This window comes from Methylobacterium sp. Leaf106 (assembly GCF_001422895.1).
GTDB lineage: Bacteria > Pseudomonadota > Alphaproteobacteria > Rhizobiales > Beijerinckiaceae > Methylobacterium > Methylobacterium bullatum.
This window is the reverse complement of record NZ_LMNB01000023.1, coordinates 752,729-775,025: the sequence shown is the minus strand read 5'-3', so window position 1 is coordinate 775,025 and position 22,297 is coordinate 752,729. Positions and strand designations below refer to the sequence as shown.

20 protein-coding genes are annotated in these 22,297 nt (G+C 64.8%); 9 read left to right on the top strand and 11 right to left on the bottom strand.

Translation table 11 applies throughout. The features are described 5' to 3' along the window. The first annotated feature begins 103 nt into the window (after positions 1-103). Both gltX and gltA read left to right on the top strand, forming a co-directional pair. Positions 104-1,531, top strand: a complete 1,428-nt coding sequence (gene gltX, locus ASF34_RS15315) for a glutamate--tRNA ligase (RefSeq protein ID WP_056161998.1) — start codon at positions 104-106, stop codon at positions 1,529-1,531. Positions 1,532-1,760: 229 nt separating this feature from the next. Next, the gene (gene gltA, locus ASF34_RS15310) at positions 1,761-3,050 is read left to right on the top strand and encodes a citrate synthase (RefSeq protein ID WP_027172387.1); all 1,290 of its coding nucleotides are present in this window, start codon (positions 1,761-1,763) and stop codon (positions 3,048-3,050) included. Positions 3,051-3,303: 253 nt separating this feature from the next. On the opposite strand, the gene rpsD is transcribed toward gltA, so the two are convergent. Further along, entirely contained in the window at positions 3,304-3,921 is a 618-nt protein-coding gene (gene rpsD / locus ASF34_RS15305) for a 30S ribosomal protein S4 (RefSeq protein ID WP_018044769.1), read from the bottom strand. 204 nt (positions 3,922-4,125) lie between these two features. Continuing rightward, a complete protein-coding gene (gene murI / locus ASF34_RS15300) occupies positions 4,126-5,004 on the bottom strand; it encodes a glutamate racemase (RefSeq protein ID WP_056161996.1) in 879 nt (292 codons plus the stop codon). A gap of 195 nt (positions 5,005-5,199) precedes the next feature. Here murI and egtB point away from each other — a divergent pair, with 195 nt between their 5' ends. Both egtB and egtD read left to right on the top strand, forming a co-directional pair. Further along, a complete protein-coding gene (egtB, locus tag ASF34_RS15295) occupies positions 5,200-6,474 on the top strand; it encodes an ergothioneine biosynthesis protein EgtB (RefSeq protein WP_056162142.1) in 1,275 nt (424 codons plus the stop codon). A gap of 59 nt (positions 6,475-6,533) precedes the next feature. Beyond that, complete coding sequence (egtD, locus tag ASF34_RS15290; protein ID WP_056161994.1) at positions 6,534-7,505, top strand: L-histidine N(alpha)-methyltransferase; 972 nt, start codon at positions 6,534-6,536, stop codon at positions 7,503-7,505. A gap of 3 nt (positions 7,506-7,508) precedes the next feature. On the opposite strand, the gene ASF34_RS15285 is transcribed toward egtD, so the two are convergent. The 4 genes from ASF34_RS15285 to ASF34_RS15270 all read right to left on the bottom strand — a co-directional run bounded on the left by ASF34_RS15285 (position 7,509) and on the right by ASF34_RS15270 (position 11,669). Then, positions 7,509-7,784, bottom strand: a complete 276-nt coding sequence (locus tag ASF34_RS15285; RefSeq protein ID WP_018044773.1) for a hypothetical protein — start codon at positions 7,782-7,784, stop codon at positions 7,509-7,511. A gap of 280 nt (positions 7,785-8,064) precedes the next feature. Next, positions 8,065-10,542: an ATP-dependent Clp protease ATP-binding subunit ClpA gene (gene clpA, locus ASF34_RS15280; RefSeq protein ID WP_056161991.1), complete on the bottom strand. Its 2,478-nt coding sequence runs from the start codon at positions 10,540-10,542 to the stop codon at positions 8,065-8,067. Between the two features lie 23 nt (positions 10,543-10,565). Beyond that, positions 10,566-11,012, bottom strand: coding sequence for an ATP-dependent Clp protease adapter ClpS (clpS, locus tag ASF34_RS15275; protein ID WP_018044775.1), 447 nt, complete (start codon positions 11,010-11,012; stop codon positions 10,566-10,568). A 312-nt stretch (positions 11,013-11,324) separates the two neighbouring features. Beyond that, positions 11,325-11,669 carry a phasin family protein gene (locus ASF34_RS15270; RefSeq protein WP_051074421.1) on the bottom strand — a complete coding sequence of 115 codons (345 nt, stop codon included), beginning with the start codon at positions 11,667-11,669 and terminating at the stop codon, positions 11,325-11,327. Between the two features lie 300 nt (positions 11,670-11,969). Here ASF34_RS15270 and ASF34_RS15265 point away from each other — a divergent pair, with 300 nt between their 5' ends. Continuing rightward, the gene (locus tag ASF34_RS15265) at positions 11,970-13,460 is read left to right on the top strand and encodes an SPOR domain-containing protein (protein WP_018044777.1); all 1,491 of its coding nucleotides are present in this window, start codon (positions 11,970-11,972) and stop codon (positions 13,458-13,460) included. 146 nt (positions 13,461-13,606) lie between these two features. Here the strand turns inward: ASF34_RS15265 and ASF34_RS15260 are convergent, their stop codons facing one another. The 3 genes from ASF34_RS15260 to ASF34_RS15250 all read right to left on the bottom strand — a co-directional run bounded on the left by ASF34_RS15260 (position 13,607) and on the right by ASF34_RS15250 (position 15,795). Further along, a complete protein-coding gene (locus ASF34_RS15260) occupies positions 13,607-14,320 on the bottom strand; it encodes a J domain-containing protein (protein WP_056161989.1) in 714 nt (237 codons plus the stop codon). Then, positions 14,317-14,574: a hypothetical protein gene (locus ASF34_RS15255; protein ID WP_056161987.1), complete on the bottom strand. Its 258-nt coding sequence runs from the start codon at positions 14,572-14,574 to the stop codon at positions 14,317-14,319. The genes ASF34_RS15260 and ASF34_RS15255 overlap by 4 nt, the downstream gene beginning before the upstream one ends. An 87-nt stretch (positions 14,575-14,661) precedes the next feature. Continuing rightward, positions 14,662-15,795 carry a S1C family serine protease gene (locus ASF34_RS15250; RefSeq protein ID WP_056161985.1) on the bottom strand — a complete coding sequence of 378 codons (1,134 nt, stop codon included), beginning with the start codon at positions 15,793-15,795 and terminating at the stop codon, positions 14,662-14,664. Positions 15,796-16,219: 424 nt separating this feature from the next. On the opposite strand from ASF34_RS15250, the gene ASF34_RS15245 reads away from it, so the two are divergent. Beyond that, positions 16,220-16,435 carry a hypothetical protein gene (locus tag ASF34_RS15245; protein WP_018044781.1) on the top strand — a complete coding sequence of 72 codons (216 nt, stop codon included), beginning with the start codon at positions 16,220-16,222 and terminating at the stop codon, positions 16,433-16,435. 219 nt (positions 16,436-16,654) lie between these two features. Here the strand turns inward: ASF34_RS15245 and ASF34_RS15240 are convergent, their stop codons facing one another. Both ASF34_RS15240 and ASF34_RS15235 read right to left on the bottom strand, forming a co-directional pair. Further along, on the bottom strand, positions 16,655-16,855 hold the full coding sequence (locus tag ASF34_RS15240) for a hypothetical protein (protein WP_027172373.1): 201 nt from the start codon (positions 16,853-16,855) through the stop codon (positions 16,655-16,657). Between the two features lie 71 nt (positions 16,856-16,926). After that, positions 16,927-17,835, bottom strand: a complete 909-nt coding sequence (locus ASF34_RS15235) for a DUF817 domain-containing protein (protein ID WP_056161983.1) — start codon at positions 17,833-17,835, stop codon at positions 16,927-16,929. Positions 17,836-17,948: 113 nt separating this feature from the next. Between ASF34_RS15235 and ASF34_RS15230 the strand changes: the two genes are divergently transcribed. The 3 genes from ASF34_RS15230 (at position 17,949) to ASF34_RS15220 (ending at position 22,286) form a co-directional block, all read left to right on the top strand. After that, on the top strand, positions 17,949-18,371 hold the full coding sequence (locus ASF34_RS15230; protein ID WP_244479006.1) for a hypothetical protein: 423 nt from the start codon (positions 17,949-17,951) through the stop codon (positions 18,369-18,371). Between the two features lie 139 nt (positions 18,372-18,510). Continuing rightward, positions 18,511-20,676, top strand: a complete 2,166-nt coding sequence (gene scpA / locus ASF34_RS15225; RefSeq protein WP_056148835.1) for a methylmalonyl-CoA mutase — start codon at positions 18,511-18,513, stop codon at positions 20,674-20,676. A 176-nt stretch (positions 20,677-20,852) separates the two neighbouring features. Further along, the gene (locus ASF34_RS15220) at positions 20,853-22,286 is read left to right on the top strand and encodes a mannose-1-phosphate guanylyltransferase/mannose-6-phosphate isomerase (protein ID WP_056161979.1); all 1,434 of its coding nucleotides are present in this window, start codon (positions 20,853-20,855) and stop codon (positions 22,284-22,286) included. The last annotated feature ends 11 nt before the right edge of the window (positions 22,287-22,297 follow it).

Genomic DNA, 22,297 nt, shown 5'->3' with positions numbered 1-22,297 from the left:
TCGGCGCCACGTTTTCTTAACGTCACCGCAAACGCATGCTACATGCGCCGATCCGGGCCGGTCGATCCGCCCTCCCACCTTCACGCACAAGTTTAGCCGCCCGATGTCGTCACCCGTCGTTACGCGTTTTGCCCCCTCCCCCACGGGGTACCTGCATATCGGGGGAGCGCGCACGGCGCTCTTCAACTGGCTCTATGCCCGCCATTTCGGCGGTCGCATGCTGCTGAGGATCGAGGATACCGACCGGGAGCGCTCCACCCAGGGCGCCATCGACGCGATCCTCGAAGGGTTGCGCTGGCTCGGCCTGGATTGGGACGGAGACGTCGTCTACCAGTTCGCCCGCGCGGATCGGCACCGCCAGGTCGCGGAAAGCCTGCTCGCCTCGGGCAACGCCTATCACTGCTATGCGACGCCGGACGAGCTCACCGCCATGCGCGAGGCCGCGCGCGCCGAAGGCCGCCCCATGCGTTACGATGGCCGCTGGCGCGACCGCGATCCGACCGAGGCACCGGCCGGCGTGAAGCCGGTGATCCGCCTGCGCGCTCCGTCCGACGGCGAAACGGTGGTGGAAGATCAGGTCCAGGGCCGCGTGACCTGGGCCAACAAGGATCTCGACGATCTCGTCCTGCTGCGCTCCGACGGTAACCCCACCTACATGCTCGCCGTCGTCGTCGACGATCACGACATGGGCGTGACCCACGTGATTCGCGGTGACGACCACCTCACCAACGCCGCCCGGCAGGGACAGATCTACGACGCGCTCGGCTGGTCCGCGCCGATCATGGCGCATATCCCGCTGATCCACGGGGCTGACGGCGCCAAACTATCGAAGCGTCACGGGGCACTCGGTGTCGACGCCTATCGCGACCTCGGCTACCTGCCCTCGGCCTTGCGCAACTACCTCGTCCGCCTGGGCTGGAGCCATGGCGATCAGGAGGTGTTCTCGACCGAGGAGATGATCGCCGCCTTCGACCTGAAGTCGATCGGCCGCTCGGCTGCCCGATTCGATTTCGCGAAGCTCGAGAATCTCAACGGGCTCTACATTCGCGGGGCGGACGATGCCGTGCTGATCGATGCGATAGAGACGATCCTTCCGGTCCTCGCTCCCGATCGCGGATTGCCCACCGCTTTGTCGCCCGAGCTTCGTGCCAAGCTCGGCGCGGCGATGCCCGGTCTCAAGGAGCGCGCCAAGACCCTCGTGGACCTCCTCGACAGCGCCTATTACCTCACTGCGTCGCGTCCCCTCGGCCTCGACGACAAGGCGAAGGCCCTCCTGAGCGAGGAAGCTCGCCAGCGTCTCGCGGCGATCCTGCCGGCCCTCGCCGACCTGCCGGAATGGAACGCGGCCAGCACGGAGGGCGCGGTGCGCCGCTTTGCCGAGGAAAACGCGCTCAAGCTCGGCCTGATCGCCCAGCCATTGCGGGCCGCGCTCACGGGGCGCGCGACCTCTCCGCCGGTCTTCGACGTCATGGCCGTGCTCGGACGCGAGGAGTGTCTGGGGCGCCTCGGAGATCAGGCATCCTCGACCTGATCACAGACGCTCGACGGGTGACAGATCGGCCCGGTTTTCGCTTGCGCGGCCGAGTGGCGAGGGGGATCGGTTGTAGGCGGTGTGCCGATCCGCTAACCCGATAGGTGTGTGAGCACCTGCAGCAAAAGCCTGTTCGTGCGCGCCGGTCCGAAGTGGCGGATGTCGCCATGCGGGCCGGCGCTACCCTCTGCCAAGGTCTGCCTTCTGCCAAGAAAGGGTCCACGTCTCCATGAGCGCCACCAGCACGATCTCCGTGGGCGACAACCAAGTCGATCTTCCGATCAAGACCGGTACGATCGGACCCGACGTCATCGACATCGGCAAGCTCCACGCCAAGACCGGCATGTTCACCTTCGATCCCGGGTTCACCTCGACCGCGTCCTGCGAATCGAAGATCACCTATATCGACGGCGACGCCGGCGTCCTCCTGTATCGCGGCTACCCGATCGAGCAGATCGCCGAGCAGGGCGACTTCCTCGAGACGTGCTACCTGATGCTGTTCGGTGAATTGCCGACGCCCGCCCAGAAGGCGGATTTCGACTACCGGGTCACGCGCCACACCATGGTGCACGACCAGATGAACCGCTTCTTCCAGGGATTCCGCCGCGACGCCCACCCGATGGCGATCATGGTCGCCTGCGTCGGCGCGCTGTCGGCCTTCTACCACGACTCGACCGACATCTCGGACGACAAGCAGCGCATGATCGCCAGCTTGCGCATGATCGCCAAGATGCCGACGCTCGCGGCGATGGCTTACAAGTATTCCATCGGTCAGCCCTTCGTCTACCCGAAGAACGACCTCGATTACACCTCGAACTTTCTGCGGATGTGCTTCGCGGTGCCGTGCGAGGAGTTCGTCGTCAACCCGATCTACGCACGCGCGCTGGACCGGATCTTCATCCTCCACGCCGATCACGAGCAGAACGCCTCGACCTCCACCGTGCGTCTGGCCGGCTCGTCGGGCGCCAACCCCTTCGCCTGTATCGCCGCCGGCATCGCCTGCCTGTGGGGGCCTGCGCATGGCGGCGCCAACGAGGCGGCGCTCAAGATGCTGGAAGAGATCGGCACGCCCGATAACGTGGCGAAATACGTCGCCAAGGCCAAGGACAAGAACGACCCGTTCCGTCTGATGGGCTTCGGTCACCGCGTCTACAAGAACTACGATCCGCGCGCCCGCATCATGCAGAAGACGACGCATGAGGTCCTCAGCCAGCTTGGCATCAAGGACGATCCGCTGCTGGAAGTCGCCGTTCAGCTCGAGCAGATCGCCTTGAAGGACGAATACTTCATCGAAAAGAAGCTCTACCCGAACATCGATTTCTATTCCGGCATCACCCTCAAGGCGATGGGCTTCCCGACCTCGATGTTCACCGTGCTGTTCGCGCTCGCCCGCACCACGGGCTGGATCGCCCAATGGGCCGAGATGATCGAGGATCCCTCGCAGAAGATCGGCCGCCCGCGCCAGCTCTATATCGGCCCGGACAAGCGCGAATACGTGCCCATCGGCCAGCGCGGCTGATACTTGGGTTCAGACTCTCCGTCGTATCCGGTCTTGGTTTCCGAGAACGAATTTCAGGCTGCGAGTTGATCGTCCGTTAGAAGAGTTACCGAAGGCGGGGTGGCCAGATAGGCTGCCCCGCCTTTCTTGTGCTCTCCCCGCACCGCAGGCCGCCAGCGGAGCGCAACCTGCCCCCGTTCCAGAAAGCAGCGTGCAAAACAAAAAGGCCGCCCTCTCGGGCGGCCTTTTTCGTCTCGGTGATGATCCGGTGGGATCAGCGCGAATAGAACTCGATCACGAGGTTCGGTTCCATCTGGACCGGGTAGGGAACTTCGCTGAGGCTCGGCACGCGGGTGACGCGAGCGGTCATCTTGGCGTGATCCACCTCGATGTAGTCCGGCACGTCACGCTCGGCGAGCTGCGAGGCGACGACGACGATCTCGAGCTGCTTCGACGAATCCTTCACCTCAATCACGTCGCCCGGCTTCACGAGGAAGCTGGCGATGTTCACGCGACGGCCATTCACCTTGACGTGGCCGTGGTTCACGAACTGGCGGGCAGCGAACGGGGTCGGCACGAACTTGGCGCGGTACACCACGGCGTCGAGGCGACGCTCCAGCAGGCCGATCAGGTTCTCGCTCGAGTCGCCGCGCAGGCGGATCGCCTCGGCGTAGTAGCGGCGGAACTGCTTCTCGGTGATGTTGGCGTAGTAGCCCTTGAGCTTCTGCTTGGCGCGCAGCTGCGTGCCGAAGTCGGACATCTTGCCCTTGCGGCGCTGACCATGCTGGCCGGGGCCGTACTCGCGGCGATTGACGGGGCTCTTCGGGCGGCCCCAGATGTTCTGGCCCATACGGCGATCGAGCTTGTGCTTCGCCTGAATACGTTTTGACATCGCGGTTCCTCTCAGCGAGTGAGATTGGTCGAGGAACGCGCCCTCCTCTTTCCGAAGCGGCCCGGGGCCGAAGCGGAACGACAGAGCGGACATTGCCGCTCACGGGTGCGCTTGAAAAAGCTGCGGGGCCCCTCTCGGAGCCCCGTAACTGAGCGCTGCATAGGCGAGAGAGGCCCGGAGGTCAATGCCGAGGCGGCAACGCATCTATTGCAGAGCGAGCGGCATCATCTCCACGGCGACATCGCCGACGCCCCTGGCATCGAGAGAGCGACGCAGGGAGGGCGTGATGCCGGCACCGCTGGTGAAGGCCGTCAGCCCCGGAGGGATGTCGTCCAGAGGCTTGCGCCGGGATGGACCGAGAAGCTGCGTGACCCGGCGGGCGATAGCCGGGGCCGGATCGATCCAGGTCACCTCCCAGGGGGCGAGGCGCTGAAATCGCGTGAGCAGCAGGGGATAATGGGTACAGGCGAGGCAGACCACGTCCGTACGTCGCGCGTCCTCGCTCTCGACGAAGCATGGGGCGATCTCGGCGGCGATCAACGCGTCGTCGACCGGGTGGCCCGCGAGTTCGGCCTCGGCATAGGCCGCCAGATTCGGCGATCCGACGAGGGTGACCACACAGGCGCCCGCATAGGTCTCGATGAGGTCGTGGGTATAGGGCCGCGCCACCGTGCCAGGCGTCGCCAGGAGGCTGATCCTGCGCGAGCGTGTCGCTTCCGCCGCCGGCTTGATCGGCGGCACGACGCCGACGAACGGTGTCGAAAAGCGCGCCCGGAGCGCAGGCAGCACCAGGGTCGACGCCGTGTTGCAGGCGATCACGACGAGATCGGGGCCGTGGCGTAGGAGAAGCCTCTCCATCACCGCCAGGACGCGGGCGACGAGGATGGATTCCGATAGACGCCCGTAGGGAAAGGCGGCGTCATCGGCGGCATAGACGTAACGCGCGTCGGGCCGGGCGCGCCTCACCTGTTCGAGAACGGTGAGGCCGCCAAGACCGGAATCGAACACGAGAATGGTTGGGGTCGGCCGGATTTCGGCCGCCAGGGCCGCCGTCATCACTCCTGCCATCAGATCGATCCGCATACGAGCCTTGCCTGGACACTGTGCGTAGATGGAGGAGTGTCGGGCCGGCAGGGTTAAGGCCGTGTCACTGAGGCATGAAAAAGGCCCGGCATTTTTCGTCCATGCGCGCCGCGTCGATGGGCGCAGGCGAACGGCCGTTGCCGAATGGCGGCGGGGCCATATTTCCGCATCATGGATGCGAGTGGAGTGATCGACATGACAGCGACGGCGGCAATCCGCGAGACCTCGCATCGTCAGACGGAAAGCGCGGCATTCCCGCCGCCAAACGTCTCGGAAAGGCCGGTGGATCGCGCGGCCTGGATCAGGGCCTTCCGCGCCGTGCGTGACGAGACAGAGCGCCGCGCCGCGCCGCTATCGCCGGAGGACCAACAGATCCAGTCCATGGCCGATGCCAGTCCGACGAAGTGGCACCGGGCGCATACCACGTGGTTCTTCGAGCAGTTCCTCCTGCGCGATCACGTGCCCGGCTACCGCATCTACGACGAGCGGCTGCACTACCTCTTCAACTCCTATTACGTCGCCGCAGGCCCCCGCCAGCCGAGAATCATGCGCGGTCTCATCACACGGCCGACCGCCCACGAGGTCGCCGGTTACCGCGCCCATGTGGACCGTGCAGTGGAGGGACTCCTGGCGGATTCGACCGAGGCGACCCTCGACACGGTGCTGTCGATCCTGGAGATCGGCCTTTATCATGAGCAGCAGCATCAGGAGTTGCTCCTCACCGACATCCTCCATGCCTTCGCGCAGAACCCCCTGAGCCCCGTCTACGATGCCGGATGGCGTTTTCCTCGTCCTGTATCGCGGGGCGGAACCGCCGAGTTGAATGGGAGGGTCGAGAAGATCGGGCATCAGGGCGACGGATTCTCGTTCGATAACGAATCCCCACGCCATGAGACGCTGATCCTGCCGTGTCGGATCGACAGGGGCCTCGTCACCAACGCGCAATGGCTCGCCTTCATCGAGGATGGCGGCTACGCGCGGCCCGAACTCTGGCTCTCGGATGGCTGGCTCGCGGTGCAGGCGGAGGGCTGGGAGTCCCCCGGCTACTGGCAGCGCAATGAAGCCGGGCAATGGTCGAGCATGACCCTCGCCGGACAGGCCAGTATCGACCCGGCCCTGCCCGTCACCCACGTGAGCTATTTCGAGGCGGATGCCTTTGCCCGATGGGCGGGGCGCGATCTGCCCACCGAGTTCGAATGGGAGATCGCCGCCAAGGAGGGTCTGCTCGACGACGCCTTCGGCCTCGTCTGGCAATGGACCCGTTCTGCCTATTTGTCCTACCCGGGCTACAGGCCGGTGTCCGGTGCGCTCGGCGAATACAACGGAAAGTTCATGTCGAACCAGTTCGTCCTGCGCGGCTCTTCCGTGGCCACCTCCGAAGGTCATTCCCGGATCGGCTATCGCAATTTCTTCTATCCGCACCAGCGCTGGCAGTTCACGGGGCTGCGGCTGTCGAACTATCGCGACTGATCTCCGTTTCCCTCTCCCGCGAAACCTTACGTCCTTCGGCGTTCCTCGGAGACTTGCCCGTGACCATCAACCCCGTCTTCACGGACGCCACCCCCGTCTCCTCCGTCACTCCGGAGCAGCAGTTCCTCGACGACATCCTCGTGGGGCTCTCGGCGGCGCAGAAATTCATTCCGGCGAAGTATTTCTACGACGAGATCGGCTCCGATCTGTTCGAGGCGATTACCCGACAGCCGGAATATTATCCGACTCGCACGGAGATCGGTATCCTCGATGCGTCGGGGCCGGACATTGCATCGCTTCTTCCGTCACGAGCGAACCTCGTGGAATTCGGTAGCGGCTCGACGGTGAAGGTCCGGCGGCTTCTCGTCCATCTCACGGATTTGGCCGCTTACGTTCCGGTTGACGTTTCGGAGAACTTCCTACGAAGCGAGGCCGAAACCCTGTCGCGGGACTTCCCACACCTGTCGATCCAGCCGGTCGCGGCGGATTTCACCCGGCCCTTCACCCTGCCCGATGGGCTCTCCGATGGCGCCGTGGCAGGGTTCTTCCCAGGCTCGACCATCGGCAATTTCGAGCCGCCTCAGGCTGCCCATCTCCTCGCCCATTTCGGGCGGGTCCTGGGGCGTGGGGCATCCCTGATTGTCGGCGTCGATCTCGTGAAGGACAAGGCGGTGCTCGATGCGGCCTATGACGATGCAGCCGGCGTGACGGCGAGGTTCAACCTCAACCTGCTCGATCGGATCAACCGCGAACTCGGAGCGGATTTCGACCGATCGGCCTTCGCCCACCGGGCCTATTTCGCACCCGAGGAGTCGCGGATCGAGATGCATCTCGTGAGCTTGCGCGCCCAGGACGTGTCGCTCGCGGGCCGCCGCTTCAGCTTCGCGGGGGGAGAGACGATCCACACCGAGAACAGCTACAAGTACACAATCGACGGCTTCCGCGCCCTTGCGGCTCAGGCAGGATGGAGGGTTGCGAAGAGTTGGACCGATGCCGAGCGCCTGTTCTCGGTCCATGCTCTCACCCGATAAGGGTCAAGCCTTCTTCTCGAGCATCTGCTTGACCTGCATCAACTGGTCCCAGACCGTGCCCGGAGTCGTTCCGAGCACATCGAATCCGGCGCTGATCCCCCAATAAATTCCGTAGCAGATGATCGGAACGAGGATCCAACCCAGGATTTCCTCGCCCCGGCGCCGCCGTACACGACGACGACGTCGCTCTTCACGCCGGGTTAGTTTCTGCGGGCGGGCCGCGACATGCGTGCCCTGGCTGGAGAGCGGTGTCAGGGGGCCCTCTTGCAGATCGCTCATGGATACTCCCCTGTCATCGCGAGTGGCTTCAACGATTCCACTCCAACCTTTCCCGCACCGGCATGAGCCGTGACGGGAAATCGAAGTCTGTGACGTTGCTCGGCGAGCCCCTCGAAGGTGTCACGGCCGAACGTGCGCTGATGCATTTACTCAAAGGCGCTAGCTAGCGACCGAGCCCGCGCATGTCGACAGCAGGACCGCGCATTTTCAGCCCGAACGCGAACGGGGCGCGCCTCCCTCGTAAGGAAGACGCGCCCCGTTCGGCAGAGCTTCGGTGCGATCAGGCCCGGACGAGAGGAACTTTCGGTACCGTGCGGACACCGCCCGAACCACCCTTGTCGTCCTTCTTCGCCTCTTCCTTCTTTCGCGGAGCGGCCTTGGCCCGGCTGCGCTTGCGCTTGCCGCCGGCATTGGTCACATCCTTCTCCGGTTTCGGTGTCACGGGTCCGGCCGGGAACTCGAAGGCCAGCGCGTCTTTCTGCGCCAGCGTCACACCTTCCTCGGCCTTCTTCAGCAAAACCCGAACCGCGCCGCCATCCTTGAGGCGTCCGAACAGGACCTCATCGGCGAGCGGCGTCTTGATCGTGGTCTGGATCAGGCGTGCCATGGGCCGGGCACCCATCGCCTCGTCGTAACCGTTCTCGGTCAACCACTCGCGCGCCTCGTCCGAGAGTTCAATGGTCACGTTGCGGTCGGCCAGCTGCGCCTCGAGCTGGAGCACGAACTTGTCGACAACCTTGGCCACCACGTCCTTCGGCAGATGTCCGAACGAGATGATCGAGTCGAGGCGGTTCCGGAATTCCGGCGCGAAGAGCTTGTTGATCGCCTCGACGTCGTCTCCCGTGCGCTTGGCCTGGGTGAAGCCGTAGGCCGACTTCGCCATGTCCGATGCGCCCGCATTCGTCGTCATGATGATGATGACGTTGCGGAAATCCACCTGCTTGCCGTTGTGGTCGGTGAGCTTGCCGTGGTCCATCACCTGCAACAGGATGTTGAAGAGGTCGGGATGGGCCTTCTCGATCTCGTCCAGCAGCAGCACGCAATGCGGATGCTGGTCGATCCCGTCAGTGAGCAACCCGCCCTGATCGAAGCCGACATAGCCGGGCGGAGCGCCGATGAGACGGCTGACCGTGTGGCGCTCCATGTATTCCGACATGTCGAAACGGATCATCTCGATGCCGAGTGACGAAGCGAGCTGCTTGGCCGCTTCCGTCTTGCCGACACCGGTGGGCCCGGCGAACAGGTACGAGCCGATCGGCTTGTCCGGATCGCGCAAGCCGGCGCGCGCCAACTTGATCGCCGAGGTGAGAGCCTCGATGGCATCCGTCTGCCCGTAGACAACGCGCTTCAGGTTCTCGGTGAGGTTCTTGAGAACCGCCGCATCGTCCTTCGAGACGGTCTTTGCCGGGATACGCGCCATCGTCGCGATGGTCGCTTCGATTTCCTTCACCCCAATCGTCCGCTTGCGGCGAGCTTCCGGCACGAGCATCTGCGACGCGCCGGTCTCGTCGATCACGTCGATCGCCTTGTCCGGCAACTTGCGGTCGTTGATGTAGCGCGCAGACAACTCGACGGCGGCTTTCACGGCCTCGGTCGTGTATTTGAGTTTGTGAAACTCCTCGAAATAGGGCTTGAGACCCTTCACGATCTCGATGGCGTCCGGGATCGACGGCTCGTTGACGTCGATCTTCTGAAACCGGCGCACCAGGGCGCGGTCCTTTTCGAAGTACTGACGGTACTCCTTGTAGGTGGTCGAGCCGATGCAGCGGAGCGAGCCGTTGGCCAAAGCGGGCTTGAGCAAGTTCGACGCGTCCATCGCACCGCCGGAAGTCGCGCCGGCGCCGATGACGGTGTGGATCTCGTCGATGAAGAGCACCGCGTTCGGGTGCGCCTCGATCTCCTTCATCACCTGCTTGAGCCGCTCCTCGAAGTCGCCACGATAGCGCGTGCCCGCGAGCAGGGTGCCCATGTCGAGGGAGAACACCGTTGCGTCGATGAGAACTTCCGGCACTTCCTTGTTGATGATCTTGCGCGCCAGTCCTTCGGCAATGGCGGTCTTGCCGACACCCGGGTCGCCCACGAGCAGCGGATTGTTCTTCTGACGGCGGCACAGGATCTGGATGGTGCGCTGGACCTCGCTCTCACGACCGATCAGCGGATCGATCCGGCCATCGCGGGCCTTCTTGTTGAGATTGACGCAGTAAGCCTCGAGCGCGTCGCCCTTCTTCTTGGTGCGGTTCTCCGTCTCTTCGCCGCTCGGACGCTCGGTGGAAGGCTCCTCCTCCGCGCCACGAACGGGCTTCGGCTCGGACGCGCCGGGACGCTTGGCGATGCCATGGCTGATGTAGTTGACCGCGTCATAGCGGGTCATGTCCTGCTCCTGCAGGAAATAGGCGGCATGGCTCTCGCGCTCGGCGAAGATCGCCACGAGCACGTTGGCCCCGGTCACCTCTTCCCGGCCGGAGGACTGGACGTGGATGACGGCACGCTGGATCACCCGCTGGAAACCCGCCGTCGGCTTGGCATCCTGGCGCCCATCGCCGATCAGGTTGGCGAGTTCGGTGTCCACATACTCGACGAGGCTGCGTTTCAGCATGTCGACCTCGACGTTGCAGGCGCGCATGACGGCCGCGGCGTCCTGGTCGTCCACCAGGGCGAGGAGCAGATGCTCCAGCGTCGCATATTCGTGCCGACGCTCGCCGGCGAGCGCCAGGGCGCGGTGGAGAGCTTGTTCTAGGCTGCGAGAGAAGCTGGGCAAAAGCGGGTCCTCGTGTGAAGTGCCTATTTTTTTTCCATGACGCACTGGAGAGGATGTTGGTGTTTGCGCGCGAAGTCCATGACCTGCGTCACCTTGGTCTCCGCCACCTCATAGGTAAAGATCCCGCACTCGCCGACGCCATTCTGATGCACGTGCATCATGATCTGGTAGGCATCGGCCTGTGATTTGTTGAAAAATTTCTCGACCACGTGCACGACGAACTCCATCGGCGTGTAATCGTCGTTGAGAAGGAGTACGCGGTACAGGCTCGGCCGTTTCGTCTTGGGTTTGGTCCGAGTGATGATCGCAGTCCCCGAGCGACCATCGTCATTACCGCCCGGTCCAATGGGATCGGCTGCGCGCGGCGTCGAAGGATCGTCAGGGATCGCGCCATCAAGCCCAGCGGTCGTGGCGGCGCCGCTGTGATCCGTATTGAGGGAGACCAGACAACGCATCGGGTCGTCGGACATCGGAATAGCATCGACCCCATTTGTGGCAGAGAAGCCCGGACGCGGATTGTGAGACCCCACCGGCTTCCCGACTGCACGCTGGCGCCGCGCGCCTGCTTCACCATCAATCTATAGGCCGTTTCCCGACTTCGCCAGTCGCCTGCGCGCACTTGTCCGGTACGTGGCGCGGTGAACGCCTGCCGCCGGGCGGACTTTACCCGGCAATGCCGCAGGAAGGTGCGATGACGCACGAAAAAGGGCGACCGAGCCGTCGCTCGATCACCCTTTGGCATATCATTCTTGTCGTCGCCGGCTCCAACGCCGGACGGACGCTCAGTTGGTAGCGGGAAGCTTGATCTTGGTCAGGCCCTCGAGCGGCTTGCCGATCTCCTTGGCGAGCTCGGCATACAGGCCGCCGACCAGCTTCGCTTGAGCGACCATGCGCTCGTAGGACGCCTTCATGAACTCGGCCTGGATTTCCATGGCGCTCTGAGGGGTCTTCGCCTCAGACAGCTTCTTCATCGTGGCGGTGCCATGCTCGAAGGACTGCTTGGTGAAGTCCGCCATCTCGGTGCCGACGGTCTGGTTCGTCCGGGCGACGAGCGACACGCTCTTCATCGCCGAATCGAAGCCGGACTTGTCGAAAGCGGGGATCTTGTCGAAGGGCTGGAAAGTCATGGGATGCGAGATACCCTTGCGGGCATTCCTCTGGGGCCGGATGTCGACAAGGCCGGTTCCCCGACCCGCGGAATCGACCAACGCCTTCTTTATGTGCAATGCACCATGGGTCGTCAAGATTTATATTGCACCGCAGCGAAAGCGAGCAAATTGATGCCGTGGCATTAACCGGGCCGTAACCGCGTCGACCTAGCCTGATTGACAGATGTTGCGAGGGCACGGCGGCACGTTCGCCGGCCTTGCAGTGATGATGCAGTGCAAGCCGACCTCAGGGTTGGTTGTCGAGGACACCCCGTCGCGATGCGTAGCGTTCCGAGTCGCTCCCGGACGACCCATGGACTGCCGGCCCTGATTACGGCCGCAGCCGTTCTCACGGCCATCGCCTCGCCCGCCGATGCGCGTCGTGGGCACCATCACCGGGGCGGTGGCGGGGGCTACAACCCGCCCTACGCCGCCATGGTGGTCGATGTGAAGACGGGCCGCACCCTGCATGCGGTCAACGAGGATTCCCTCCGCCACCCGGCGTCGATCACGAAGGTGATGACGCTCTACATGCTGTTCGAACAGCTCGAGCGTGGCCGTTTCAACCTCGACTCGCCCCTGACCATCTCGGCATTCGCCGCCGCCCGGCCGCCGTCCAAGCTCGGTCTCCGGCCCGGCTCGACGATTGAGGTGGAGGACGCGATCAAGGCGATCGTGACGAAATCCGCCAATGACGTGGCCTGCGCCATCGGCGAGAACATTGCCGGCTCGGAGCCGAAATTCGCCGAGATGATGACCCGCAAGGCACAGGCCCTGGGAATGTCCCGGACCAACTACGCCAACGCCTCGGGCCTGCCCGATGCGGACCAGATCACCACGGCGCGCGACCTGACCATCCTCGCCCGGGCGATCCAGGACCGGTTTCCGCGCTACTACAAGTACTTCCAGACCCGCTCCTTCGCCTTCCGCGGCCGGGTCATCGGCAACCACAACCGGCTCCTGGGCAATGTCGAAGGCGTGGACGGCATCAAGACCGGCTACACCCGCGATTCCGGCTTCAACCTGATGACCGCCGCCAAGTCCGACGACCGCCAGATCGTGGCGATCGTGCTCGGCGGAAAGTCCGGTGCCAGCCGCGACCGCATCATGGCCGATCTCGTCCGGGCGAACCTGCCGCGCGCCTATGCCGGCAACCGCCAGGCACCGGCGGTGACGGAAGTCGCCGAGCGTGGCCGCCCGGCCGTGGTGGCGGACGCCACGTCGCGGACGCGCACTCAGGTCGCCTCGGCCGACGACGAGGAGATCGAGGTGGAGACCACCGCCTCGACCCAACCTCTCGACATCAGCCCGCGCCAGACCACGACCCCTGGAAGTGCCGGTGCCAAGTGGCGGAGCGGCGCCCTCCCGGCCTCGGCTCAGGCCTATGCACCGAGCAGCGCACCCGCCGCTTTCCCTGGAACCAAGGCTTCGCCCAGCGGCAAGTCGGATGCACGTCTCGCATCGGTCGATGGCGCCCGGCCCGAGCCCGCCCCGAAGTCAGCGTCCACGAGCCGCGTCACGCCTACCGCCTGGGTGATCCAGCTCGGCGCCATGGACGACGAAGACAAGGCTAAGTCGATGCTTTCCGAGGCGCGCAGCCGGGCCGGAAGCGCCCTGTCCAAGGCCTCGCCCTACACGGTGAGGGTCGATCATGGCGGCGCCACCCTCTACCGGGCCCGGTTCTCGGGCTTCAGCGAACAGGAAGCCGCGCAGGACGCCTGCTCGACCCTGAAGCGCAACGGCTTCAACTGCTTCGCCACGCGAAGCTGAAACCCGCCATCGCGACGGCTTAGCTTTTCAGAAGCTGGAAGCCCTCCTGACATCGGTGACGACGCCATTTGCGTCCTCGCCGAACCCAGTCGGCTGTTCGCCGGCCGGGTCCGATCGAGCATTTTTCTGGCAACGCGCGTGGAGTATCAGCGATGTCGGCTCACAAGCCTGTCTCGGGCCGCGTTGATGCGCGAAGCCCCCTCGACCGTTCCGCCCTGGTCGGGATGCCACCGTTTCATCAGCGTGCGATGAGCCGTGCGGATCTGCTGCAGGGTCGCCCCGCTCTGAAGCCCCAGGATCTGGTGGGCCTCCTCTTGCGTCATCGCCCCTGGATCCGGCGGACGGCGCGACCGCGCGTCGGAATCTCTCTCAGCGTCTTCACGCCCGGCGGCCGTTCTGCCGTCGAGATACGTCTGTAAACGGCGCCCGGCGATGCGGTCAGCCTTGCGGCAGACGGCGAGGATCTGCATCAGCGCCGCTTCAGGAAGCTGCGACAGGCGCCGCCCGGCATAGGGACCGATCTGGACGATCCCGTCAGCGGTCCGCCCATCGGGCATCACCTCGAACAGCACGATCGTGGGCCGCGAGACGGATGCGCGCCTGAACAGGCCGCGAAGCCGGGCGACCACGGCGTCGACACCGTCGAGGAACCAGAACGCGACGCCCCCGAACAGAATCGCTAGTTCGATCCGACCACGAACCGCAGCCACGCCGGCCAGGGCGAGCAAGACGTAGCCGCCGATCCGTCTCGCCAGTCGCGGCGTGATCAGCCGACCCAGGCGCCGGACGAGGTGGGGCTTGGCGGTCTTGGCGTACCACCACAGGACGAACAGGGCCGCGAGGGCGGCAAGGATGGTCATCGGCGCATGTCGTGGTCGAGCGTGACCCGTCCGCCGATCCTGACCTGGACATCGCCGATCCGGTGGAAGCCGCCCTGCGTTCCCACCTGCTCGGCGCTGCGATCCGGACACGTGTCGCGCGGCGGGAGGCGAACCCCCTCGGGAGCATCGTCGGGGCATAGGCGCCGCGACGCGTCCCTCGCTCCGGCCGGCATCACGCCGAGCACGAGCGCGACGCAGACGAGGGATCGGAACAGGCGGGCCTTCGTCGTCATTGCGGTGTCTTGCGTGTTGTCGTTCGGCGCGGTTTCAACCCTACTGCACCGGAAACGGCCTCTGTGACAGCCCGGCCTGGGAAAGCCTTATTGCCGCGGCTCGGCCACATCCGCCGTGATGGCCTTCACCTTGCGGATGCGGCCGTCCCGCTCGACGGCGAGATCGACGGCCTTGCCGATGCCCGCCGCCTCCATCGCGGCGGTGAGATCGGCGAGGCGGTGCACCGGCTGACCGCCGGCTCCGACGATGACATCGCCGATCGTACCGGTCTGGACATCGACACCGCGCAATCCTGCCTCGGCGGCCGGCGATCCGCGCAGGACCCGCAGGACCACGACGCCGTCGATCCCGAGACGCGCGGCGGTCGCTTCCTGACCGGCGATGATGCCGATGCCCGGATTGCGGGTGCGGCCGTTGCGGATGAGTTCGGGCACGACCCGGTTCACCACGTCCACGGGGATCGCGAAGCCGATGCCGGCGCTGGCACCCGAGGGAGAATAGATCGCCGTGTTGACGCCCACGAGTCGCCCCGCGGAATCGAGGAGCGGCCCCCCGGAATTGCCGGGATTGATCGCGGCGTCGGTCTGGATCACGCCGGAAAACTCCCTCCCCTCCCCCGTCGGGAGGCGGCGACGAAGAGCGCTGATGACGCCCGTCGTGAGAGTATGGTCGAGGCCGAACGGGTTGCCGATGGCGAAGGCCGCTTGCCCGACCTTGAGATCCGCCGAGGTACCGATGGCCAAGGGCGGCGGAACGACACCGGTGCCGCCGAGGCGAAGCACGGCGAGGTCGTAGCTCGGCGCGGTCCCGACGATCGTCGCCGGGCGGACCTCCCCCGAGGATAGGCGGACGGACACCGAGCCACCCCGCTGGGCCGCGCCCGCCACCACGTGATTGTTGGTGACCACGTGCCCGGCGGCATCCCAGACGAAGCCCGTGCCCGTCTGCGCGCCGTTGCCCCCTTCGCCCTCCTCGGAATCGGGGTTCATCAGGGAACGCCCCTGGGCAGCTGCCTGGGCGAAGACATGCACGACCGACGGGCTCGCGCGCTCGAACAAGGTCGCGGTGGACGTTTCGGATGGGGCCAGATCCCCCCGGGCCGTGATCGCCCGAGGAGTTTCAGCCGAGAACAGGAGCGCCGCCACATAGGGCTGTCCGACGTAGAGCGCCATGAGCACCAGGGCCGCCGTGATCGCCATGCGGCCAAAGCGATCCGACATGTCACATCCCTTTCACAGCTTTGGAAAAATTCTGGACTGCGTCCGTCGCATTAACTGGTCGGTCACCCATCTCCGTTCAACTGTTTTCACGGGCGGCACGATCCGGGTGCGCGGGCACACGGTTCCGTCCCAAGGTTCAAGCTACAAGTTCAATCAGCACTGTCACCCTCAACTCTTCTTCATAAAAAGAGGGCGTCCCAGGGCAGCCGCTTCAAGCTTTGTGTTCAAAACATGATGTTTAAGGCGGGGGATAAAGGATCGGGTCTGCCATACTCATCATGGCAATGCCCAAATTGATCGCAAAGCTGCCCTAGAGATGCTTCCATTCTCACGGAAACACGTCCCGCGCTGGCTGCACCGAATGCTGGCCCAGCAGCACAGACCCGCGGGGAACGACCCTCTCAGGTTCAAGGAAAACATCGCTATGGAAACCGAAGCCCTCGAACGTCCCGCCGATCTAACGATCTGGCGGACCACCCCCGTCCCGGCGCCGCTGGCCCAGCCCGCGCGCTACGGCACCCTTCGCGAGGCGATCGAGGCCGCCGCAGGCGCCCTGACCGACCCGGCAAAGCAGCCGTGGATCATCACCGAGGAAGGCGAAATCCTCTCGCCGAACTGGATCCGCACCTATCTCAACTGAGGTGATGCGGCCTCTCGCGGCCTCCTGACGAGGCCAGGAAGACCCAGCCGCCGGCGCGGAACCGACCGCGCCGCACGGCGGACGTCCCGATCTGTCGTGAACCGAGCCGGGCTGTCCGTTACGTTTTCGGCCCCTGGCGACACGCACGACTCATCCTGCCGGATGACCTGCCCCAATGCGGGCGCTCATCCGGCCTCTCCCACCGATGGTAACCGGGGCTCAGACCTGCCGGTCCACGACTGCGCCTTGGCCTTCGGGAAGAACGGCCTTCTGTTGATCGGCGGATTGCTGCAAGAGCTGGGCGATGGCCCGATCACTCTCACCTTGCTTGCGTATGAAGGTCGTCTGCATCGACTCGCGCGTCGCAGCGCTCTGGTTCGAGACGATCGACTGCGCGAGGCCGGCGATGGAATCACTCATGAACGGGGTTCCTCATGGCTCAGACGGGCTTAGCCCGCTCGATCTTGCCAAACACTGAAGAAAGCCAGTCGCTATTGTTTGTAATTTCCCCGTTCGATCTCGCCGTGCCGATAAACCTCCGGCTTGTTCACGAGGGAGACCAGAACGTAGGAAACGATCATCAGCAGGTACCAGGAACCCAGCTTCGGCCAGGAAACCATCGCCCAGGTCGATACCTGGTTCGGATAGAGCCAGACCCGCGTTCCGGTGCCGATGTTCTCGGCGAGCCAGATGAACAGGGCGACGAGCAGGAAGCCCAGGAGAAGCGGCATCCGCCGGTGTACCCGCCAGACCTTGAAATGCACCCAGGTTCGGCCGAACAGCAGGGCCGTCGCCGCGAACAACCCGAGGCGGATGTCCGTTACGTAGTGGAGCGTGAAAAAGTTAAGGTAGATCGCCGTGGCCAGCAGAAGCGTCGCACCGGTGCCGGGATGGTGGGTGAAGCGGAAATCGAACAGGCGCCACACCCGGGCGATGTAGGAGCCGATGCTCGCATACATGAAGCCCGTGAAGAGCGGCACGCCGGCGATGCGGAGCAGGCTGGCCTCCGGGTAGATCCATGACCCAACGGCGGACTTGAAGATCTCCATCACCGTGCCGACCACATGGAAGAGCGCGATCACCTTCGCCTCCTCCCAGGTCTCCATGCGCAGGGCGAGAAGGGCGACCTGGATCATCACGGCCGAGAGGGTCAGCATGTCGTATCGGCTCAGCGTGACCTGGGCGGGATAGAACAGGTAGCTGCCGATCAGGAGGGCGCACAGCAATCCGCCGAACAGGCAGGCCCATCCCTGCTTGATGCCGAAACGCAGGAATTCGTAGACCCCGGCCACCAGAGGTCCACGTGCCAGAGCCCAGGCGCCGACCTGCGCCTCGATGGCGACGAACCGGGCAATGGGGCGCCATAGGCGGGCCGCGCTGGCGGTCGGAATGTCTGTCACGGTGGCTGTCCCAAAGCTTTTGCGGTCTCCCTTTACCCGAATGGAGACCAGGCCCACATCGAGGCTCGGCCTTATCGATCGCGCGAGGGACCGACCGTTTGACGATCCACACGTTGTCCGACGAAACCGATCCCGAAACGCGCCGCGTGCGGCGGAACCTCGCCCGGCTTCAGATTCTGCTCGAACGCCGCCGCGTGCGCGCCGTGGCCATGCGCGGTGTCCGTGGGGCTCTCGGCGGCGGCGCCAGCTTCGCCGCCTTGGTGAAGCTGAAGCTCGCCGGCTCCCTCTTGCTCAAGGGCGGGCTAGCCCTGCTCGTCGGGCTCTGTTTCGCCTGGCCTGTCGTGGCCGGTCTCCTCCTCGCGCTCGTCCTCGTCGTTCTCGCCGTGGTGGGTGCCTTCGAGGGCGAGGCGCCGAGTTGTCCCGATACCTGCTGGAGCGCCTCGAGGCGACGCGACAGGCTGCGCGAGATGATCGACGAGCGTCTCGGATGGCTCGAAAGCCGCACCGGCCCGGCACCGCGATATCGCCGACCGTGACGAGATTGTCCCGCTCGTTGAACACGGACCGACGGGTCCGATGACGTCACTGTTTCTCAAAATGGATTTGAGAGGGATAGCCCGAAGCCGGTGCTTCACTATAATGCTTCGCCAAACGCCGCCGCACGAGTTCGATCACATGACGTCCCGTATCCCCGATTTCGCGAACGTCCCATACGCGGCAGATGCCTTCACGGCGCCCGTGCCGCCGGCGGGCGAGCCATGGATGACGCCCGAGGGCATCCCGGTGAAGGGCGTATACGGGCCGGAGGATCGCGAGGGGATCGAGTTTCTCCATACCTATCCGGGTGTGGCGCCCTACCTGCGCGGCCCCTACCCGACCATGTACGTGACCCAGCCCTGGACGATCCGGCAATATGCCGGCTTCTCCACGGCCGAGGATTCGAACGCATTCTATCGGCGCAACCTCGCCGCCGGACAGAAGGGCCTGTCGGTCGCCTTCGATCTCGCTACCCACCGCGGCTACGATTCCGATCACCCGCGTGTCTCGGGCGATGTCGGCATGGCCGGCGTGGCGATCGATTCGATCTACGACATGCGGACGCTCTTCTCGGGCATCCCGCTGGACGAGATGACCGTGTCGATGACGATGAACGGCGCGGTGCTGCCGATCCTCGCCCTCTACATCGTGGCGGCCGAAGAGCAGGGCGTGCCGCCCGAGAAACTCGCGGGCACGATCCAGAACGACATCCTCAAGGAGTTCATGGTCCGCAACACGTACATCTACCCGCCGGCGGGCTCGATGCGGATCATCGGCGATATCTTCGCCTACACCTCTGCCCATATGCCGAAGTTCAATTCGATCTCGATCTCCGGCTACCACATGCAGGAAGCCGGGGCGACCAACGACCTCGAACTCGCCTACACGCTCGCCGACGGCGTCGAGTACATCAAGGCGGGTCTCGCCGCCGGGCTCACCATCGACAAGTTTGCCCCGCGACTGTCGTTCTTCTGGGCGATCTCGACGAACTTCTTCATGGAGATCGCCAAGATGCGGGCGGCGCGCCTGATCTGGGCCAAGCTCGTGAAGGAGTTCGAGCCGAAGACCGATAAATCCCTCCCCCTGCGCACCCACAGCCAGACATCGGGCTGGTCTCTGACCGCACAGGACGTGTTCAACAACGTCACCCGCACGTGCATCGAGGCGATGGCCGCGACGCAGGGCGGCACCCAGTCGCTTCACACCAACGCCCTCGACGAAGCACTCGCGCTCCCCACCGACTTCTCGGCTCGCATCGCCCGCAACACCCAGCTTTTCCTGCAGCAGGAGAGCGGCACGACGCGCATCGTCGACCCGTGGGGCGGCTCCTACTATGTGGAGAAGCTCACCCAGGACATCGTCGCCCGCGCCTGGGAGCACCTGCGCGAAGTCGAGGAATTGGGCGGTATGGCAAAGGCCATCGAGGCCGGCATCCCCAAACTGCGCATCGAGGAAGCGGCGGCCCGCGCCCAGGCGCGGATCGATTCCGGCCGTCAGACCATCGTCGGTGTCAACAAATTCAAGCCCGAGGACGATCGCGCCATCGAGTTGATGCGCGTCGACAACGGCAATGTCCGTATGCTGCAGATCGACAAGCTCAAGCGGCTGCGCGCCGAGCGCAATCAGGCCGATGTCGATGCCGCGCTGGCGGCACTGACCGCAGCCGCCCAGGGAGAGGGCAATCTCCTGGCGCTAGGTGTCGAGGCTGCCCGCGCGAAGGCCACGGTGGGAGAGATTTCCGACGCCCTGGAGAAGGCCTGGGGCCGGCATCGCGCCGAGATCCGCTCGATCTCGGGTGTCTACAAGCGAGAGGTAGGTGGCATGTCGCCGGTGGTCGAGACCGTTCGTCAGCTCGTGGAGACCTTCGAGGAGAATGACGGGCGGCGCCCGCGCATCCTCGTCGCCAAGATGGGCCAGGACGGGCACGACCGTGGCCAGAAGGTCATTGCGTCGGCCTTCGCCGATCTCGGCTTCGACGTCGATATCGGCCCACTCTTCGCCACTCCGGCCGAAGCCGCAAGACAAGCTGTGGAGAACGACGTCCACATCGTCGGCGTTTCGTCTCTCGCCGCCGGCCACCTGACGCTGGTGCCCGAATTGAAGGCGGCGCTGACTGAACAGGGACGCGGCGACGTGATGATCGTCATCGGCGGCGTGATCCCCCCGGGTGACTATCCGGCGCTCTATGCCGCTGGCGCATCAGCGATCTTTCCGCCCGGCACGGTCATTGCTGAAGCAGCCGTGAAGCTGATCGAGGAATTGAGCGGCAGGCTTGGCTACAACGCGCGGCAGGCCGCGGAATAGGATGACCGTATTGCTGCATCGAAATTCATGAAGATAACTTCGAGGCCATTGCCGGACGCTCACCTTCTGCCCTAATCGCGTCCGTCGCATATTTTGCCCCGCAACGGGTTGGTTGCGGCGCAGCAAGGTCGTATTTCCCGGCATCGTACTGAACCTGAAATTGTGAGTTGACGCCGATGGCCTCAGGATTTTCCGCCCTCATCCATCCGGTCATCCTATGCGGTGGCTCCGGTACGCGATTGTGGCCCGCCTCCCGCGAGAGCATGCCGAAGCAGTTCACGCCGCTCGTGAATGCCGATAGTTCGACCTTCCAGGACACGGCCCGTCGCGTCGCGGATGGAACCGCCTTCTCGCGGCCGACGATCATCACCAGCAGCGACGCCCGCTTCATCGTAGCCGAACAGCTGCTTCAGGCCGAAGTCCAGGCGGACATTGTCCTCGAGCCCGAGCGGCGCGACTCAGCCGCGGCCGTCGCGGTCGCCGCCCTCCATGCCGCCCGGCGCGACCCGGAAGCGGTAGTGCTCATCCTGGCCGCCGATCACGTCATCGGCGACACGGCTGCCTTCGTGGATGCTGCGCGCGCCGCCGCTGTTGGCGCGCAGGCCGGTCGGATCATGACGCTGGGGATCGAGCCCACCGCACCGTCCACTGCCTATGGCTATATCCGCAAGGGCGCATCGATCGACGGGGTCGAAGGCGCGTATGAGATCGGTCGCTTCGTGGAGAAGCCCAACCGTCACGGAGCGGAAAGCCTGATCGCCGACGGTGCCCTGTGGAACAGCGGCTATTTCCTTTTCCGGGCCGACGTCATGCTGGCCGAGTTGGAGACCTATGCTCCGGAAATCCTGGCCGCCACCCGCGCCGCTCTCGACGGGGCGACGACCGATCTCGATTTCCTGCGCCTGGATGCTACCGCCTTCGCAAGCGCGCCGAAGACTTCGATCGATTATGCCGTGATGGAGCGGACCGATCGAGCCGGAGTCTTGCCGGTGTCCTTCCCCTGGTCCGATGTCGGCACCTGGGACGCGGTCTGGGACGTGTTGCCCCGTGATGCGTTGGGTAACGCCGTGCGCGGTCGCGTGGAACTCGTCGAGACCCGCGGTAGCCTCGTGCATAGCGAAGGCGAGCATCTCACTGCCGTGGTGGGTCTCGACGATGTCGTCGTGGTCTCGACCCCGGACGCCGTCCTCGTGACCTCGAAGGCGAAAGCCGGCCTCGTGAAGGAACTGGTCACGCAGTTGCGCGAAAAGGCCCATCCCGAGGCGGATGCGCATCGTCGGATGTTCCGCCCCTGGGGTTGGTACCAGCGCATCGATATCGGCGAGCGCTTCCAAGTGAAGCGCATCATGGTGACGCCGGGCGGGCGGCTCTCGCTGCAGAAGCATTTCCACCGGGCCGAGCATTGGGTCGTGGTTCGCGGGACCGCCGAGGTCACCGTGGACGATCGCGTCGTGCTGGTTCACGAGAACGAGGCCGTGTACCTGCCCATCGGTTCGATGCATCGTCTCACCAATCCGGGCAAGATCCCCCTCGAACTCATCGAGGTCCAAGTCGGATCCTATACCGGTGAGGACGACATCATCCGCGTCGAGGACATCTACGGACGATAGGCGCGACGGTC

Coding starts and splice junctions, on each gene's coding strand:
- murI (WP_056161996.1), bottom strand. CDS start 5,004: ATGCGGATCGATCTGATGGCAGGAGTGATGACGGCGGCCCTGGCGGCC.
- ASF34_RS15270 (WP_051074421.1), bottom strand. CDS start 11,669: ATGACTTTCCAGCCCTTCGACAAGATCCCCGCTTTCGACAAGTCCGGC.
- ASF34_RS15245 (WP_018044781.1), top strand. CDS start 16,220: ATGGAAACCGAAGCCCTCGAACGTCCCGCCGATCTAACGATCTGGCGG.
- ASF34_RS15265 (WP_018044777.1), top strand. CDS start 11,970: ATGCGTAGCGTTCCGAGTCGCTCCCGGACGACCCATGGACTGCCGGCC.
- gltA (WP_027172387.1), top strand. CDS start 1,761: ATGAGCGCCACCAGCACGATCTCCGTGGGCGACAACCAAGTCGATCTT.
- rpsD (WP_018044769.1), bottom strand. CDS start 3,921: ATGTCAAAACGTATTCAGGCGAAGCACAAGCTCGATCGCCGTATGGGC.
- clpS (WP_018044775.1), bottom strand. CDS start 11,012: ATGTCCGACGACCCGATGCGTTGTCTGGTCTCCCTCAATACGGATCAC.
- ASF34_RS15220 (WP_056161979.1), top strand. CDS start 20,853: ATGGCCTCAGGATTTTCCGCCCTCATCCATCCGGTCATCCTATGCGGT.
- egtB (WP_056162142.1), top strand. CDS start 5,200: ATGACAGCGACGGCGGCAATCCGCGAGACCTCGCATCGTCAGACGGAA.
- ASF34_RS15240 (WP_027172373.1), bottom strand. CDS start 16,855: ATGAGTGATTCCATCGCCGGCCTCGCGCAGTCGATCGTCTCGAACCAG.
- scpA (WP_056148835.1), top strand. CDS start 18,511: ATGACGTCCCGTATCCCCGATTTCGCGAACGTCCCATACGCGGCAGAT.
- ASF34_RS15285 (WP_018044773.1), bottom strand. CDS start 7,784: ATGAGCGATCTGCAAGAGGGCCCCCTGACACCGCTCTCCAGCCAGGGC.
- ASF34_RS15250 (WP_056161985.1), bottom strand. CDS start 15,795: ATGTCGGATCGCTTTGGCCGCATGGCGATCACGGCGGCCCTGGTGCTC.
- ASF34_RS15255 (WP_056161987.1), bottom strand. CDS start 14,574: ATGACGACGAAGGCCCGCCTGTTCCGATCCCTCGTCTGCGTCGCGCTC.
- ASF34_RS15260 (WP_056161989.1), bottom strand. CDS start 14,320: ATGACCATCCTTGCCGCCCTCGCGGCCCTGTTCGTCCTGTGGTGGTAC.
- gltX (WP_056161998.1), top strand. CDS start 104: ATGTCGTCACCCGTCGTTACGCGTTTTGCCCCCTCCCCCACGGGGTAC.